We start from the raw sequence: 18,778 nt of genomic DNA, 5'->3' as shown, positions 1-18,778 counted from the left end.
CAAGAAACTTCAGTTTGCTCTTGCCTCTTTTGTCGCCTTTTCCATGAAGAGCTACAAATGCCTGATCATCATCGCTCCACAACAAAGCATCCCCTTTAACTTCTTGAGTAATATTCGTGATTTTTTCATTAACATCTTTGACCACATTCGTCAGATGCGTATTCACACTCTTCACGTTCACATCAAGACCATCCAAAGCAGAGCCAACGTCATAATAGTTCACTTTTTCTACCTGACCATCTTCAACAATAGAAGATAAACTATATTTTAGTCCTTTAAAGGTACCATTCTCAAATGATGTATCTCCACCAAAATAATTCGCTATATCTCCAGATATTTTATTAATTTGGCTGCCATTGATTGCATCACGCGATCCTTCTTCAATTATACCAGCTTCTACATTATGGAGTGCAACTGGAGCTTGGTTATCACTCCCACCTAAAGTCACACTCTTATAATTGACAGTGCCATCTGTATTTTTATCGTAGAGGACAGCAGCAGCACTTGCCAAATTAATATCCTTAGAAATCTTCTCTATACTTTTATCAAGCTGGGCTTTATTAACAGCTTCATTGTGCGCAACAGCCGCCTTCACACCAGAAATAGTCCGGTCTTCACCCGATTTGTTTGTAATATTAATTACAGAACCACCTGTTGCCTTACCTATGGTGATGGTCCCCTCATTGTCTTCTTGCTTAACGAGGCTGCTTTTTGTCACATCCGCAATCTGATTTTGGATATTCGTGATAGAATTATCAACAGCATTAAAAGTAGATTCAAAATTATCATGTGGTTTGCCTTGAATGGTGTAAGTGGGTGCCTTACCGTTAGATACATCTGCACCACCACCAAAATACTTTGATATATTTTGAGAAATTTTTGCTAGATTATTCGTAACAGTAGTAACATTCTGATTGGTAGAAAAAAGTTGCGAACCATTTATGGCATCAGTTGAATCTTCTGTGATATCTCCATTGGCAAGAAACTTCAGTTTGCTCTTGCCTCTTTTGTCGCCTTTTCCATGAAGAGCTACAAATGCCTGATCATCATCGCTCCACAACAAAGCATCCCCTTTAACTTCTTGAGTAATATTCGTGATTTTTTCATTAACATCTTTGACCACATTCGTCAGATGCGTATTCACACTCTTCACGTTCACATCAAGACCATCCAAAGCAGAGCCAACGTCATAATAGTTCACTTTTTCTACCTGACCATTTTCAACAATAGAAGATAAACTATATTTTAGTCCTTTAAAGGTACCATTCTCAAATGATGTATCTCCACCAAAATAATTCGCTACATCTCGGGATATTTTTTCAATCTGGCTACCATTGATTGCATCATGCGACCCCTCTTCAATTATACCAGCTTCTACATTATGGAGAGCAACTGGAGCTTGGTTATCACTCCCACCTAAAGTCACACTCTTATAATTGACAGTGCCATCTGTATTTTTATCGTAGAGGACAGCAAAGCTATTTGCTTCTTTAATGACCTTAATACTGTCCGTGATATCTGCAATTTCACCATCGAGTTGTTTTTTATTAACGGCTTCATCATCATTCTCTGCTGCTTTCACACCAGAAATAGTCCGGTCTTTACCTGATTTATTTGTAATATTAATCTCTGCGCCTTCTATTTCCTTACCAATGGTGATACGATTTGTCTCTTCTTCTCGCTTAACAAGGCTATTACTTTTTATGGTGTCAACAATATCTGCAATCTGACCATCGAGTTGTTTTTTATTAACGGCTTCATCATCATTCTCTGCTGCCTTCACACCGGAAATTGTACGAGCATCACCTGATTTGTTTGTAACATTAATTACAGAACCACCTGTCTCTTTACCTATGGTGATCCTACCTGCTTCTCCCTCATCTTGCTTGACAAGACTATTTTTTACTATTTGATCTTTTGTCTCTTGCAGCTGTGCAAAATTCACTGCATCGGTATCTTCTTCCCCTGCCGCTACTCCTTTAATCGTTTTATCACCAGCATGAATGCCATTAACAGTTATGCTCGGCCCCTTACCACCTTCAAACCCAAAGCCAACAGCACTCATAATGCTTTCTCCTGCTGTGACAGTCATTACATTAATATCATCAGCTAAATCAAATTTGACATTATTATCTTCTTCACCTTTTGTAATCTTAAGGTTATTACTTTCTGTTGATAAATCTACCACGCTCATTATACCAACCTTTGTAGCATCTTTCCCTCCAACTGATAGCTTCCAACCTTGGTCTACGTACAATTCTAACGCTTTTAGCTGCGCAACATTAACGGCATCAGTATCGTCGCTACCAGCTGCCACTCCTACAATCTGGCGCGTTTTTTTTAATTTAGTATCACCAACACTTACCGCAGCTAACGTGCTCGCCCAAACGATGCTATTAGAATCTGCAACGTTCTTAGTTAAAGAACTGTAACCGATAGCGCCAGCAGCAACATCAGCTACAGACTCATCTCCAAGAGCAACACCTAATTTTACCGTCGTTTTTGTATAAGCACCCAAAGCTATAGATCCCTCACTATCAGCCTTAGCACGATGTCCAATAGCAATTGATTCTACGCCCGTCGCTATTGTACGTCCCTCAGAAGGAACTGGTTTACTACCACTTCTACCTTCGCCACCTATTGCGATACTTTTTTCACCTACAGCGTACGCCAAATGACCTACAGCAACAGTAAAGCTATTATCCACCTGCGCACCATAACCAACAGCAACCGTATCTGCCGCAGATACTTTTATCTCAGCACCAATAGCAACAATATCACTATTAGAATGGAGCTTTTTATCCTTTGTTATATTATTACCAAATATGACACTCGTACCTTCTACGCCGTCACGTTGTAGTCCGGTACCGCGCTGCATTCTAACCATAGAGTCATTACGCAAAGGATTGAATGCATCAATAATCGCTGTATTCTCACCATGCTGTGCAAAATTTTGGACTACACGATTATCAGCGACAAATTGCCCGCCTGCATCTAATGTTCTTTCCAATGAGTTTTTGCCATCTGTCCTCAAAACATTCACAATAGGATCTTCATTGCTTATAGCAGAAACGGTTTTGGTTAAAAAAATTGCATAGTCATCAGAAGCGTCAACTTTTGCCATCATTGCCACATTCAATGCTGTTAAATCATTTTTCTCATCACCATCATAGTAATCATATGCAGAGATAATGCTTTGGGGATAAACCACAGCAGTATTCTTTACACTTTCAAGAGATACTTTTGTTAAATCAAGTTTTGCTGAAAAAACAGGAGAACCATTTGATAAAAATAAGACCACCGCAGTGCCCAATAAAACTCCTTTAAAAAACGAGGTCCTATCATGTGAACGAGAAAATTTTAAATCACATGCCGTTTGTGTTGTATATAATTTTTTCATAATACCCCCCTCATAATAATACTTTTTAAACACAAAAGACACATTCTAGAGTTTTAAAGCTCTCTCTTTTCTTTGCGTATTTGTGCTTTTACAGCGTGTTTTTAGACTATAAATAAAACAATATATAAGCTGTTATTGCTACATCACTTTTAAGGGGAATTAGGAGCCTATTTGGGAAAGTCAATGTGAGAAACATAAAAAAGTGATTTTCATGATTAAATGCGTTTTAGTTTTTATCAAATATGACGCATCGTTTGTTTAATTGTATCTTCTGTGAAGTTGACATAATCTTTATGCTTATGGATCAGCCTTTTAAGAAACGGTTTATTGTTCACGGATAAGATTTTTCACTTCATTAAAAGGATTTTAAAGCTCTTAACTAGAATGCCCCTGCTTCATCAAAGCAAGGGCAAAGAGTGTGTTTAAGAAAAGTTTTCAGAGTCAGTTCAGAGTCATATTGAATCCCGCACCTACACCCCAATGACCGCCGGAAGTGGTGACAGATACATTAGACCGAATATCTCCCTTCTCTGATGTATAACCAGCACCAAAGGCAAAGGCAGATTGGCTACGCCATAGACCACTCCCAAATCCAATACTTAATTTTCCAGGTGTTTCATTATAGCGTAAGTTAGCTACTGCTAAACCAATAGCTGCTGCTTGTCTCGCCTCTTTTCGTGCCCCCTCAATGCTGTAATTTAAAGCATTAAACTTCATATCGGTATAATGTTTAGACTTATCAACAGCATCGTCAATCGCATCAATAACGATATTATTTACCCGTTGATCTGTGTATTTCTTTGATTCATCGAGAACGATTTTCATCTGTTCTTTGGTGTAGTCATGGAGTTGTCCACCATTAATAGCTTCTTTCGAACCTTTCTCAATGCGACCATCAGCTACATTATCAATCATAACAGGTTCACTAGGATCGCCACCTTTCAAAGTGATTTTATTGGTTTTTTTACCGTTTTCATCTCTGTCATAGCGAACAGCATCCTCAGCAATGTTGTTAACCTTGTCGTCAATATTATCAACTCTGACATTAATATTGGTAATTGTATCACCAATATCCTCAATTGTATTGGAAATGTTATCAACTTTTTTGTCTATAATCGTAACATGATTTTCAACATCCGTAACACGATTTTCAACCTTTGCAACACGCTCATTGGTTTGCCAAAGCTGCCCGCCATTAACTGCATCTTTGGAACCTTTTGCAATTTTACCATCAGCTACATTGATAATCTTACTTGGCGTTCCATCATGAGTAGCATCATAAGCTCCCTTTTCCTTATTCCACTTTAACGCATCTGAATCGCCCTTGTTGATGACATCATCAATACGGTTATTAATATTTGACATATTTTGATTGACGTCCCCCAAAGCATCAGCAACATTATTGTGGGTTTTCTCAACCGTCGTACCATCAGCATTAACTTGAACAATCTTGAATTGAGGTGCTGTCCATTGGCCATTTTCATATTTAGCACCACCGCCAAAATAAGCAGCAAGTTGATTACTTATGGAATAAAGCTGGCTGCCATTAATTGCATCCGTTGAATCTGCAGAAATGTCACCATCTACGAGATATTTAAGCTTGCTGTTTGTCTTCTTGCCATCTTTTTCATGACGTGCAACAAATGCTTGTTCCTCCTCACCCCACAATAACGCATCTTTAGAGATACCTTCAATTTTCTGATTAAAGTTATTAGCTACATTTGTTATACGATTATTTACACTTTTGACATTCGCATCAAGCCCCGTTAAAGCATCACCAACATTATAATAGTTAGCTTTTGCTACCTGACCCTCTTCAACAATAACAGATAAGCTATATTTGGGTCCTTTAAAAGTACCGCCAACAAACTTTGCATCACCACCAAAGTAATTTGCAATATCTCTTGATATTTTATTAATCTGGCTACCATTAATAGCATCGTGGGAATCTTGGGAAATTCTGCCATCTTTAACATTGAGAAGAGCAACCGGTCCGTTGTTCTTATCACCACCCAAAGTTACGCTACCATAATTAACGATACCACCTTCATCTTTATCATAGAGAACCGCAGCAGCGCTTGCTGTCTCAATATCTTTAGAAATTTTCTCTATGCTTTTATCAAGTTGATTTTTGTTAACAGCTTCATCGCCCTTCTCTGCTTCCTGCACACCAGAAATCTTGCGTGCTATTTTACCAACACCTGCAATATTGATTTCAGTACCAGCTGTATCCTTACCAATAGTGATAATACTTGTTACACCTCCTTCTTGCTTAACAAGATTATTTTTTTCCAAATTAGAGATTTTATTATCAATCTTATGGATAGAAACATTCACACCCGTGAAAGCCTCTGTAACATTATTATATGAATTTCCATCAATAAGGAAAGTAGGTTGTATCCCTTCAATTACATCTGTGCTACCACCAAAATATTCCGATATGTTTTGAGCAATATTGAAAAGCTGAGAACCATTGATGGCATCTGTTGAATCTTCCGTAACATCACCCTTCAAAAGAGAGGTAATCTTACTGTCTGTTTTACGTCCGTTTTTTTCGTGGCGTGCAGAAAATGCTCCCTTCCCATCATCCCACAAGAGAGCATCTTGAGAAAACTTATTAAATTTATTGTCTACATATTGTATATGTTTATTGACATTTTTGACATTCGCATCAAGCCCTGTTAAAGCATCACCAACATTGTCAAAGGTCTTCTGTTCTACATTCCCATCTGCAGAAACTGTAGATAAATTATATCTTGGACCTACAAAAGCACCATCCTGAAATGCTGCATCTCCACCAAAAAATTGTGCTATATCTCCTGATATCTTATTGATTTGGGAACCATTAATAGCATCAGTTGAAACCTTTCCCAGGTTACCATCTGCAACACCAGAAATAACTCGATTTTGGCCGTTAGAGTTGGCAATACTGATTTTTGTGCCATCTTTTTGCGCACCAATTGTGATAAGCTTCTGGTCTTCTACCCATTTAACAAGACTATTGCTTGTTACATTGTTAATCTGACTATAGATATCTGTGATAGAAGTATCAACAGCATCAAAAGCATCAGCAACATTCTGGTAATTGTTCTTAACAATACCACCATTCGTGTCACGCTGAGAAACCTTGAAAGTAGGAGCTTGCCATTTGCCTTTCTCATACTTAGCGCCACCACCAAAATAGTCCGCAATATCAGTAAATCCAACGATCATATTATGATCAACCTGAAAGACATTTCCATTAACTGCATCTAAAGCAGAACCAACATCACCATATGTCTTTATAGCTATTGTACCATCTTCCTCAATAGTCTTTAACTCATATTCTGGTCCTGTAAATTGACCATTTTCAAATGAAGTACCTCCACCAAAAAACTTCGCAATTTTTCCAGATATTGTATTAATCTGGCTACCATTAATAGCATCACTTGAGTCAGCAGAAATGTCTCCATCTTTCACACCTGCGATAGTCCGCTCCCCCTCAGTACCTGCGATATTAATTTCCATACCGCCTTTTTGCGCACCAATTGTGATAAGCTTCTGATCTTCTATCCATTTAACAAGACTATTGCCTGTTACATTATTAATCTGACTATAGATATCTGTGATAGAAGTATCAACAGCATCAAAAGCATCAGCAACATTCTGGTAATTGTTCTTAACAATACCACCATTCGTGTCACGCTGAGAAACCTTGAAAGTAGGAGTGTGCCATTTGCCTTTCTCATACTTAGCGCCACCACCAAAATAGGCCGCAATATCATTAAATCCAACGATCATATTATGATCAACCTGAAAGACATTTCCATTAACTGCATCTAAAGCTGAACCAACATCACTATATTGCTTTATATCTATTGTATCATCTTCCTCAATAGTCTTTAACTCATATCTTGGACCTACAAAAGCACCATCCTGAAATGCTGCATTACCACCAAAAAATTGTGCAACATCTTGAGAAATTTTATTAATCTGGCTGCCATTAATAGCATCAGTTGAAGCTTTAGTAATATCACCATTTTTTACGTTATGCAGAGCGACTTGTCCGTTGATTTTCCCACCACCCAAAGTCACACTCTCATAATTGACAGTGCCATCATTCTTTTTATCGTAGAGAACCGCAAAAGCGTTCACATTGTTAATTACAAAAGCATTTACCTCCTTAATACTATCATCAAGTTGATTTTTGTTAACAGCTTCATTACCTTTCTCTGCTGCTTTCACGCCTGCGATAGTCCTATCTGCACCTGATTTGTTTGCAATATTGATTTTAGTACCACCTTTTTCCTTACCAATGGTGATAAGCTCTTGCCCTTCGTCCCATTTAACAAGACTATTACCTGCTATCTGATTTTTTACTTCATTTAACTGTGAAACATTCACTGCATCGGTATTTTCAGTGCCCTTTTCTACTCCTTTGATCGTTTTATTACCAGCATGAATGCCTTGAACTGTTATACTCGGCCCATCACCACCTTTAAACGCAAAGCCAACAGCATTCATAATGCTTTCTCCTGCTGTGACAGTCATTACATTAATATCATCAGCTAAATCAAAGGTGACTTTATTGACATCGCCATTATCATTGCCTCTTACAATTTTGATATTTTTGCTACCATCATCATCTGTAGCAGCAACAAAATCTACTGTGCTACCTGCTGTAACATCTGTAGCATTTTGGCCATCAACAGAAAGCTTCCAGCCGCTCCTTTTTCCTACAAATCTTTTCAGCTGCCCAAAATTCACTGCTTCATCATCTTCAGTCGCCTCTAACACTTTTGTGATGTTTGTATAGCCAGCATTAATACCATCCACAGTCATACTTGGGCCATTTTGGATAATAAAGCCATCTTCATTCATAATGCTTTCTCCTGCTGTGACAGTCGTTACATTAATATTATCAGCTAAATCAAACTTTACTTCATTGTTGGCGCCTCTTACAATCTTGATATTTTTATTAAAGTCATCATCTTCAACGGCTGTAAACTTTACTGTACTACCTGCTCCAACATCTGTAGTCTCTTCATCTTCAACAGCAAGTTTCCAGCCTGTTTTTATCCCTGCAGTCAAATCTTTCAGCTGCTTAAAATTCACTGCATCGGTATCATCAGTCCCCTCTACTACTTTCGTAATCTTTTTACTACCAGCATCAATACCATTCAAAGTTATTTTAGGGCCATTACCATTGATGAACCCAAAACCCTCATCACTCATCTTGCTATTGCCTGTAGTAACACTTTTTACTGTAATATTATTAGCTAAACTAAATGTGACATTGTGGTTATTATCTTTTTCTATCTTGATATTCTTTTTATTTTCACTGCCAGCTGCTTGTAAATTTACTATGCCATTTGGACCAATAGCTGTAGCATCTCCACCTTCAACAGCAAGTTGCCAGCTTGTTTTAGTCGCCTCTTGTATAGCCTTCAATTGCTTATAATTTACAGCTTCATTATCTTCAGTCGCGTCTGCTACTCCGGTAATGACTTTATTACCAGCATCAATACCATCAATAGTCATCATTGGCCCATTTTGGATAATAAAGCCATCATCACTCATAGAAGCTTGACCTGTGGTGACTTGTGTCAGTTTAAGATGATCAGCTAAAGTGAATTCAATTTTATTCTTATTATTTTCAGTAAGTTTTTCAATTTTTAAGTTATCTTTTCCTACCGCACTATTTTTTACTGAAAAATCTACTGTATTGCCTGAATTAACATCTGTAGGCTCTTCATCGTTAACACCAAGCTTCCAAGCACCTGCTGCCGCAAATTGAATAGCTTTTAACTGTGCTACGTTTACGGCATCAGTGTCTTCTTTACCAGCAGCCACACCGGTAATTTGCCGTGTTAGCTGACCTTTGCCATCACGACCACCAACTTCTCCAACACTGAAAGCACCTGTAGTGCTTTGCCATGCAATACCGGTTTTTGTTGTCTCTTTACCTGTTGCAGGATCATACCCCTTGTCCTTTTCTCTATCAGAGATAGAGCCACCACCCACAGCAACACCATCCTTAGAAAGTACTTGCGAATTTACACCAATGGCAACCGAATCTTGCGTTTCAGCATAAGCTTGCGTACCTATAGCAATAGCATTTTCAGCCTTCGCTGTTACTTTTCTGTTAGGATCAACTCCTTCAGTTCTGTTAGAGCGCCTGCCCCCTATTGCAATAGAACCTGACGCTTGCGCTTCAGCCTCTGAGCCTATAGCAATCGCATAATTATCTGCCGCCTTTACTTTTGACCCCAAAGCAACACTATTTTGACCTAATGCAGTTGCAAGCCCTCCAATAGCAACTGCAGATTTCCCCGATGCCTCGGAATCAACACCCATAGCAACACTTGCTATACCACTTGCAAGCGCAGAAACACCAAAGGCTTGCGCCCCTCCAGCCTTTGCTGTCGCACCTGCACCAAATACCGTAGAATAATTACCCGTCGCAGCAGATCCACAACCGGTAGCAAAAGAATAAATACCATACGCCTCAGGCATAGCATTCATGACACCAAAAGTCGGCGTCCCCATATAAGCACCACTAATACTTGTTACACCATCACCAACCCAAGTCTCTTTTTCAGTGGTCGTACCATAAGGACTACGACCTCCAAAAACTTTCTCACCAATAAATCTATCATATTGTTCTTGTGCAGTTATTCGTTGACTATCTTTTATTCCCTGTTGTTGTTTGCCCCCACGTCCAACAACACTATCTGCACCGCAGTAGTCATCATCACCAGCAAAAACAACACTGCCATGACTACCATGTGGATACACCACACCCTGAAGACTCGTACTCTGAACAGCTCCTCCTACTAGTGCCAGATTTGCAGCAAAAACAGGAGAGACACTTGATAAAAGTGCGGCCATGGCAGTTCCTAATGAGACCGCTTTAAGCAAATTTGATTTTGAATATTTTTTTTTCATAAGAACCTCCTCCAACAGAGCTCAATATCATTACAATGCGCAGAAAACTCCCAAGGCAAAACCCTGTTTGCGCACCCAAAACGAATAAATAAAGGTAAAGCTATCCCCTCCTGATGCCGGCATTTCTTACGGCTTCATCCTAAAGTCTCGGTAAAAACATTGAATCTAGAAAAGTCCCCAACCCTTTTAGCTAGAGGGATTCAAGCTAAAAATAAATAAAAACACAAACTTTGAGAATATTACATCATTTCCATCCAAACATATCGCGATTTAGCTCATAATAAAAATAGCTTCTTAAAGAGCAACTCTACCTTTCAAATAAAGCGCATAAACAGAATGGCAAGAGTATGAAAAATAATTTTTCATTAAATTGCAAAATACTTCTTAATTAAATACAAAAAGAGTCCTTTATAATAACTGCTCTTATAAGCATAAATTTATTTTTTTAGACTTCTGACATAAGCTGATAAATAATGATCATTATCATCAATGCATTTTTTCTACGAGATGCTCTACCCTAAAATAGAATAGGCATGTTTGAAAAAACTTTTCCATTTATTGTTATATAAAATCATTCGTAATTCTTATGAGCGCCTTATCTTCGTAAAGCAGAGTTTTTTTATAACCCTCTCTTAAGAATGAGCATCTAAAACAGACCTTAAAAACATTTTTATAAATAAAGCATAATCTTTCTGTTTTGTGCACAAAAAATACAAAATGTTTCCTGATAATGAAGACGTTATAGGTTTTTTATTAAGAAAAAGATATTATGAAAAAATCGGCACTATTGCATTTGAACTGTTATATTAAAGACACTTGCTGATCTTCATTGAATACTTTTAAAATATGTGACTAGGATATTGGTAGTTTAAACTACATTCTATAACTTAAAATGAACATTTTAGTGAAGTTTTTGACTTATCAAAGAGGAGATGCCTGTGGCTTTCTATTCTCATCAAATGGTATGTTTCGAAAACTTGCTTTTCCTTTACGAAAGCAAATACAAAAACTTTACCCAAAATGATAAAAGACTGAAAAATCAAATCATTCGCATATCAAATCTTTATTATAGCTCTCTTTTGCTTCTGAATATCATCCGTTCAGTTGTCTCTTGACAAAGATCTCTACAGTATATTCTTGAAATGAATATGCACGTTGTGCAAATCTTTTTCTGTATCCAAAAATGATAAAAATTATGCGGATAATTTATGTTGTTGTAGATGTTTACTACTCAATACACTATTTTTGAGACAGTATTTTACAGCAAAAAAGATTTTTATTTCAGGGAGCTTTCGTCTCTTTTTTCGTTGTTTGCTGTGTCTTTTCAGCTTCAATTTGGCGTTTTAAATGAAGTTTTAACAGAGGCAAAGTTGCTTCAACTTCTTCCATATCATAGATGTTCTGAATAAACTCTTGCAATCTTCCATAAAGCTCTGCTGCTAATTCTGCCACATCTTCAGGAGAAAGTGTTATTTGTACATCATAATAAGTCGTATAAGCCAAATGCCCAAGCTTTTTCATCACCCCTGCAGGGATGGCTTGCGGTTTAAAACCAACAGCTTTGGCCTTGGCTATATCTGCAAACATTTCACCTTTACCAGTTATCAGCCAATCTAATGAGACACCGCAAATTTCTTTGTATTTAGAGAGAGCAGAGGCGGTAGGTTCACTTATACCCGTTTCATAAGTTCCTATGGAACCAGCAGTTACACCAAGATGTTCAGCAAATTGTTTACGCTCCGTAAAACCAAGTATGCGTCGCACTTCACGAAAACGTCTTGCCAATTCGGTTTTAGGTTCTTTTTCAGGACGTGCCAAAAAAATTACTCCAAAATCAATATAATCGTTGAATAAATAATTATATTGATTTATATTTCCTATCACTGCCCATTAAGGTGGGCAGTCATTTTAAATAAACTCCACAAAAATGGATGCTATAGTATCCATTGAAGCAGGAACGAAATTTATGACAATCACACAAAAAATGCGATCGCCGTAGTATTTTTCTAAGCTGCGCCATTATCATATGACCTTGGAAAACGTACAAAAACTTCTCAAAGACTATTTTCCAGTGTCAAAAACATTTGGACACAGCCCAATGAAAAAGCCAAACGCGCCATTACTAACTTTATCAGTTTGCCCGTTAAGCCAATTTTATCGATCACTCTTTCAAAAATCGCAGTCGCATTCCTTCAACAGCAAAAAAGCTCAATACGATTTTTCTTACCCTTCCTGGGCAACAATACTGCTTAAACCTCTTTGCAAGGATCTACATATCAAACGTATTCCCATCATTTTTAAATTACAACATAAGATAAAAGGTTTATCAATGTCTAAAAGTCAATACAAAATGGATAAGATAAGTGATGTTCTACAAAAAATGAGAATATCAACTCTTTTTCAAAAACTAAACATTTACAAACCACACTTACTTATTAACAATGACACTGATTTAGCTTTTATTGGCAATAATGAGTTCTTCAAGCGCTTTGCTTATCGTCAAAAGAATCTCTCTTACGTGCAAATTAAAAGCTGTTTAGCGATACAACTTAAATTCTGCAAACTCTATAGTAAAAATCTTGTTCCATTTCTCCATGATTGGAAAATTCATAATCTTAACGCAATAACGTTTCTCACAAACAGCGTTTTTAAAACTGCTTCTTTACAGAAAATTGACAAAACGATTATGTTGGTATACATGGCAATTCTTGGTGGTGACAATGAGGTGATACCTAAAATATCAAAGCCACATGGGAAAGCCGCAACATGGAGGAGTGAGCATGGCCTCTTTATGCGATAAAGAATTGTCCGATACACTTGTTGGTCTTTATGACGACTATCAACGCGGTTTTGATATTGGAGAAGAGCTTAAATTATGCGTCGATTTGGCTTTATCTCTTGAATTGGAACTGAGTATTCATCGTTTAAGTGAAGCAGATACGATTTTGAAAAAGGAAATTATACAAACCTTGCACCGTCGCAAAAACATTCATTCCAATGAAAATGAAACAATTGATGAGACTGACACAATTATTCATATGGATTTCGAAGAACGCAATTAAGGAAACATAACCTTATAAAATATGAGGGAGGCTGATTGTTCTGCCCTCTATTATGCCATATCGGATTGATTTATAAAGATAATTTATCGTTATCTCTATTGAATAATAACCCCGCATATTCTAAAATTCTTTCCTTTCACATCTGTATAGATTAACCATTCGTTTGCATGTCACAAGCGGGAGTGCCGTGTAGATAAAACAAAGAAAGAAAAAATCCCTCTCCTAAATGCTCTCAGGCGCTAAGGAATATCGTAACATTGGGAGCTGGCAAATAGTATGATGATGCTGCCTGCTAAAACATAAAAACTTTTCAAAGTTTTTAAGCGCTGTATTAGAGAACCATCGCGATAGTAGATTTGATCAAAAAGAACTCTTGACGCTTTCTTATAATGCGTCAACACAACTCGCATTTTAGAGCATCAATAAAACTTATGCTTTATTCGTTAGCTTCCTTAGCATTTACTTCCCCTTTAAAAGCAAAATATGAAAGCTCTCGTAACTGTTTGTGAATAACGCTTAAATAAAATTTATTGTTTTTCACTTTTGTAAAAGAGGACGATAAGCGCACCAATAACAGCAATCATACCTTGAAGAAAGTATATCGACTGAGATGAGGTGCTGTTGGTATCACTTGCCATAAAGAGATAGACTCCAAGAATAAAGCACCCAGAAATACCATTAAAACTTGCCTGTAATCTTCCTTGATATTCAGGATCACAAGAGAGTTGCGATAAAGAAATCGAAAGAGCCCAACTTGAAAGCCCAAATCCAATCATGAAATAAATAGGAAAAACAATGTGTGTCTGTGTATTAACAGACAGAATAACAAGACCGATAGCCATAATAGCTAATAAAAGTGCCAGTGTTTTCCTTATAGATAAAACTTTACAAAGAAGTGGTGAAAAAAGCGCACCGGTAAATGCCCCTGCAGAATAAAGCGCTTCCAATATTGCAAAGATTTTGTTATCTGCTTTTAAAATCTCTTGCGTATAAGGAACCAGAATAACAGGAATGGTCATCAAAAGAGTCATAATAATCATCTGGCTTATATAGGGCATAAAAAGAACCGGATTCTGCTTAAAATAACGAAATGATGATATATAACTTTTCCACCAATTGAGTTTATTTTGATTTTCATATTTTCCCATTTCAGGAACTTTCATTGCAAAGTTAAATAAACCAGCAATAATAAAGAATATCCCACCTATGAGAAGCGTTCCTTTTGTGCCTGCATAGGCAAGGATAAATCCACTTAACCCCATACCTATGATAGTGCCAAGTTCATAGACCATATCGATTGTCGCATTTGCATTAACGAGTTGTTCTTTTGGAACAATACTTTGGATTAAAGGTACAGCTGATGGCATATAAAAAGAGACAAAAATACCTAAGCAAGTAGACAAGACCATTAATTCAATTTCTATACCCAATTTCCCAAGTATTACCCAAGCCACGAGTACCAACCCTCTGACAAGATTTGAAATCATAATCTGCATTTTACGATTGTATCTATCCGACAATACACCAAAAACAGGTGCAAAAATAATGCTAGGCATCCAGAGAAAAAACATGAGAAGCGCTACACCACGAATTGAACTTGTCTGTTGGTAGGCAAGCCATGACAATGCGATATAATTTAGCCCATTGCCAAATGTAGCAAATAAGCCGCTCAATGTAAAATAGAGAAAAGTCCTACTTTCGAATAAAGCAGCGCGTTCTTTCAAATTTGCCGCGAACATAAATTATCCCCTTCATATAAATATTATTGGGTATATCTTGAAATCCGTTTTTAAATATATGTTTTTTTTACAATTTTATATTTTAGCCAGTTAAATTAAAAACTCTTCGCTTGGATGCTTTTAAAATGTTTGTTTGGTCATAGTGTGACTCACTTTTCTATGAAAATAAAAGCACTTTAGAGATAAGGCTAGATCATATTACAATAGCAAAAATATCATAAATATCACTGCTTTTATTGAGCATTTACATTCACACCGTAAACACACTATAGTCATGTTGAAATCAATTACTTTGCTTGTACGAAAAGATAGCAGTCCACAAATCAAAAAACTGCGAAATCTTACCAAGCCAAAACTGATATCATTTTATAGATATCAAGAAAGAACTATAGCTTCTACTCTGAAAAAACCTTTGCCATTTCATCTCTCACCGCATCTATGAAAGGCAAGAGGATATCAAATTCCCCCCAAAAAAGAGACGTTATTGCCTTCATCTTTAGTTTACTCTCTGTATGCAAAAATACTTAAGTATATCCATACCTTATCGTGCTTATAGCCCTACATTTAATGTAAAGAATGAAGATATTATCATCATGATAAATATAGATCATTTTTCTAACACTGTATCCCTCCTGCCCAAAATCTTTCAAAAAAGTGCCTTGTGGTTTAATGATAGCCAATTTTCCATATAAGCTTAAACCAACATACATAAGAGAATATGGGATAGGCTTTTAAGTTTTATAATCAATAGTAAATTTATGCATAGCTAAAACAAACCTTATCTATATAGTGTCGTATTTGATTATGGATTGAAGAAACAGAATTAGTTCCATCAATTGCAATAAATAGCTCATCCATTTCTGACAAAAGTTGATATACTTCACAAACTTTTTCAATAAAAGATAGTTTTTCTTCGTATTTTAAAATTAAACCATCCCTTTTTTGCAACCGTTCTACAATCACAGTAGGGGGCAAATGAAGGTAAAATGTGATATGAGGTCTTGGAATAGATTGATTTAATTTCACCACAGTTTCAAGAGAAAGCCCTCTAGCATAGAAATAAGCAAGGCTAGAATAAACATATCGATCGCTGATTAATAAATTTTTTGATGACGTCAAAGAGGGTTCAATAATTTCAAGTGTATGTTTTCGTCTATCTGTCGCCGCTAAAGCGCTAAAAGCAATGGATCAATTTGTTTTCCATTATCTAAATAATCTCTAACCTCTGATTTATTTCTATACCAATTACTAGGCTGAAAAGTCTGTATTATATGTCTTTCTTGTGAGTAATGGCGAGAAATTTCTTTTGTTTGCGTTGTTTTTCCACTCCCATCAAATCCACATAAAGCAATAAAAGAGCCAGAATATATCTTTAAAGACCACATGGAATTATAAATATCTTTATTAAGATATATTTTATCTATTAAACCATCCATTTTTTAAGTCATTTGATACGCACAATCTCTTAGATATGTTTAAATTCATCACTCGTTACCAGAGAGAGAGGCATCAAAAATATCAAGTTCCTTTAGTGTAAGAGACTGAAATTTTCAAAATTATTTGCAACGAGAGTTATGTTTTTAAATTTTACATTCAATGAAGCCTTTTTATTCAACAATAGATAAGAGACGGCACTTTATTGAAAATACTAGCCCCACGCTCCTATGAAGATAAATAAAAAAAATTATCTCTCATTGATGTTTATAAGCAAATTTAAACACTTCGTCTCATTGCAATTTATAATCATATACCCCTCTCATACCTTGCATACGAAATATGCTTATTTTATTAAACCACCGTCATAAGCATTGCAATATATCATAATATCATAGAACTATTTCTGCACGAAAAACGAAAATACTAAGCACAATAAAGTGCAACTTTATAGGATGTATGAGCAATCCTGATGTCACCATATGTTGATCGATAGCCATTATTGCTACAAAAATGACATAAGCAAATACCAACTCTTATGGAGCAAGCTTTATAAATCTCAGAATCCACCATTCGCTAGGGATGCTCTACAGATGACTATAATATCCGCTAGGTATAAGAATATATAGATAAACTCAGTATATTTGGCACCTCATATTTTTGAAATTTTTGATTTGAATTTTCTGATAGCATACAAATGTGTGACCTTATCTTTATCTTTTGCATTCGAGTATTCGAATTTGATCGTTCGCATCTAGTGAGCTATAAATTCAATACTCGCTAAAGATATTGAAGCGATAATCGCGCTAAAATTAGGACGGATTTTTATCGGAATGTATGAAACTTTTACCTGATTATGATTGCACTACAAAAGAGATCAATTAGAAAGAAATGTGCGCAATCAATTTTATCAAATGAAAGAGAAAAGATACTAAAGGGTAGTACTCATTTCGCTCTTTTGCAGAATTTATGCTTCATATACTAGCAAAAGAAGAGCTTCTCAATTATGTATGGCAGCAATTATAAGGAGGGTGCTATGATACAAAGCGTTCAACCCAAAAATGAAAAATTTGACGGATTGGCTGATGATTATGATCGCTATCGTCCGCGCTATCCTCTTTCCTTATTGAAAACTATGCTGCTTCCTTTTAAGGACAAAAAACATTTATCCATTGTGGATGTGGGGGCTGGAACAGGCATTGCATTAGAAGGAATTGTTAAACTTCTAGGAAATGAACACCAATATCATGCTATCGATGTATCGGCGGATATGATTAAGCAGGGACAAAGAAAGTTTCCTTTTGTGCAATGGTATCAAGGCAAAGCTGAAAGCCTATTGCCCAAAATCAGTAAAATTGATCTTGTTGTTGCAGCACAAGCCTTTCAATGGATGAATCGCCCTCTGTTGCTTAGCATTGTCTCAAACCAACTCCAAGCTGGAGGTGTTATGGCGGTCATTCAAAATAATCGTGATTTTAAACAGAGCGAATTTCTCGCCGCTTATGAGACATTGCTAGAAGAAATGAGCCCTCATTATTCCCGTGATTATCGTCATTTTGATTTTCTACAGGAAATGCATGATGGCTTTCGAGTAAATCCAGAAAAGATTTCTCTCCATACACACAATTGGACGATGACAATCCCATCCGATACCTTTATTGGCATGAGCCGCTCTTCAACGCAAGCGCAACGCGCCATTGCTAGGCATGGAGACGAATATTTGCAGCAATTGGCTGCATTGATAAAACAATATGAAGTACAAGGAAATTTGCAGCTTTTGTATCAAAGCGAGCTCTACATGTATGTAAGATAAGCTACCTCAGTTACCTTCGCTCTCTTTCAGTACCCTAAAACAAATGATGCGCAAAAAACTCACGCTTCATTCATGTGCGTGTTTAAAAGCATTGAACAGATTTTCTCCTTCCGGGCTTAAAGGGATACCCTGTTGCATTCAATCTTTATTATCTACTCTAATGTTTGTACTCAACAGGGAACTTCTTGGCTACGCCATAGTCTTTGAGACAAAATACCTCTTTATCTTCTACTTCATAACAATCAACCGATCGACAGATTGGGTCAGAAAAAGTTTGTTACAGCCATGGTGTTCAAAGTTTGCAAATGTCAAATTTAGATGCATGAAAATATACGTTTTTTACCAGGGAGGGGCTATCCAAATGATGCCCTTTAAATCACCCGTCCATTATGTACATCAGTTA

At 36.7% G+C, this 18,778-nt stretch carries 8 protein-coding genes and 1 pseudogene; 3 read left to right on the top strand and 6 right to left on the bottom strand.

The features are described 5' to 3' along the window. The 3 genes and pseudogenes from PVV68_RS06445 to PVV68_RS06435 all read right to left on the bottom strand — a co-directional run. A pseudogene (locus PVV68_RS06445) lies at positions 1–3,400 on the bottom strand (hypothetical protein); the annotation flags it as partial. Between the two features lie 441 nt (positions 3,401–3,841). Continuing rightward, positions 3,842–10,327: a Vomp family autotransporter gene (locus PVV68_RS06440; RefSeq protein ID WP_273782774.1), complete on the bottom strand. Its 6,486-nt coding sequence runs from the start codon at positions 10,325–10,327 to the stop codon at positions 3,842–3,844. A 1,281-nt stretch (positions 10,328–11,608) separates the two neighbouring features. Continuing rightward, on the bottom strand, positions 11,609–12,145 hold the full coding sequence (locus tag PVV68_RS06435) for a helix-turn-helix domain-containing protein (protein WP_273720147.1): 537 nt from the start codon (positions 12,143–12,145) through the stop codon (positions 11,609–11,611). Positions 12,146–12,656: 511 nt separating this feature from the next. Here PVV68_RS06435 and PVV68_RS06430 point away from each other — a divergent pair. Together PVV68_RS06430 and PVV68_RS06425 are read left to right on the top strand one after the other, a co-directional pair. Further along, positions 12,657–13,127 carry a hypothetical protein gene (locus PVV68_RS06430; protein WP_273782773.1) on the top strand — a complete coding sequence of 157 codons (471 nt, stop codon included), beginning with the start codon at positions 12,657–12,659 and terminating at the stop codon, positions 13,125–13,127. After that, positions 13,108–13,389, top strand: a complete 282-nt coding sequence (locus PVV68_RS06425) for a hypothetical protein (RefSeq protein WP_273720151.1) — start codon at positions 13,108–13,110, stop codon at positions 13,387–13,389. Before PVV68_RS06430 ends, PVV68_RS06425 begins: the two co-directional genes overlap by 20 nt. Before the next feature lie 527 nt (positions 13,390–13,916). On the opposite strand, the gene PVV68_RS06420 is transcribed toward PVV68_RS06425, so the two are convergent. From PVV68_RS06420 to PVV68_RS10630, 3 genes are all read right to left on the bottom strand, one after another. Further along, positions 13,917–15,128 carry an MFS transporter gene (locus tag PVV68_RS06420; protein ID WP_273720153.1) on the bottom strand — a complete coding sequence of 404 codons (1,212 nt, stop codon included), beginning with the start codon at positions 15,126–15,128 and terminating at the stop codon, positions 13,917–13,919. Positions 15,129–15,884: 756 nt separating this feature from the next. Beyond that, the gene (locus PVV68_RS10635) at positions 15,885–16,247 is read right to left on the bottom strand and encodes a dTMP kinase (protein WP_342753047.1); all 363 of its coding nucleotides are present in this window, start codon (positions 16,245–16,247) and stop codon (positions 15,885–15,887) included. A 47-nt stretch (positions 16,248–16,294) separates the two neighbouring features. Beyond that, complete coding sequence (locus PVV68_RS10630) at positions 16,295–16,564, bottom strand: hypothetical protein (protein ID WP_342753046.1); 270 nt, start codon at positions 16,562–16,564, stop codon at positions 16,295–16,297. A 1,034-nt stretch (positions 16,565–17,598) separates the two neighbouring features. Here PVV68_RS10630 and PVV68_RS06410 point away from each other — a divergent pair. Further along, the gene (locus PVV68_RS06410; RefSeq protein WP_273782772.1) at positions 17,599–18,375 is read left to right on the top strand and encodes a trans-aconitate 2-methyltransferase; all 777 of its coding nucleotides are present in this window, start codon (positions 17,599–17,601) and stop codon (positions 18,373–18,375) included. Positions 18,376–18,778 lie beyond the last annotated feature (403 nt).

Source organism: Bartonella sp. ML69XJBT (assembly GCF_028618515.1).
Taxonomy (GTDB): Bacteria; Pseudomonadota; Alphaproteobacteria; order Rhizobiales; family Rhizobiaceae; genus Bartonella.
The sequence above is the reverse complement of the archived record's forward strand: the minus strand, read 5'-3'. Positions and strand labels throughout refer to the sequence as shown.

What these genes read in the sequence shown, in the direction of transcription:
- PVV68_RS06410 (WP_273782772.1), top strand. Translation starts at nt 17,599, where the DNA reads ATGATACAAAGCGTTCAACCCAAAAATGAAAAATTTGACGGATTGGCT.
- PVV68_RS10630 (WP_342753046.1), bottom strand. Translation starts at nt 16,564, where the DNA reads ATGGATGGTTTAATAGATAAAATATATCTTAATAAAGATATTTATAAT.
- PVV68_RS06425 (WP_273720151.1), top strand. Translation starts at nt 13,108, where the DNA reads ATGGCCTCTTTATGCGATAAAGAATTGTCCGATACACTTGTTGGTCTT.
- PVV68_RS06430 (WP_273782773.1), top strand. Translation starts at nt 12,657, where the DNA reads ATGTCTAAAAGTCAATACAAAATGGATAAGATAAGTGATGTTCTACAA.
- PVV68_RS06420 (WP_273720153.1), bottom strand. Translation starts at nt 15,128, where the DNA reads ATGTTCGCGGCAAATTTGAAAGAACGCGCTGCTTTATTCGAAAGTAGG.
- PVV68_RS06440 (WP_273782774.1), bottom strand. Translation starts at nt 10,327, where the DNA reads ATGAAAAAAAAATATTCAAAATCAAATTTGCTTAAAGCGGTCTCATTA.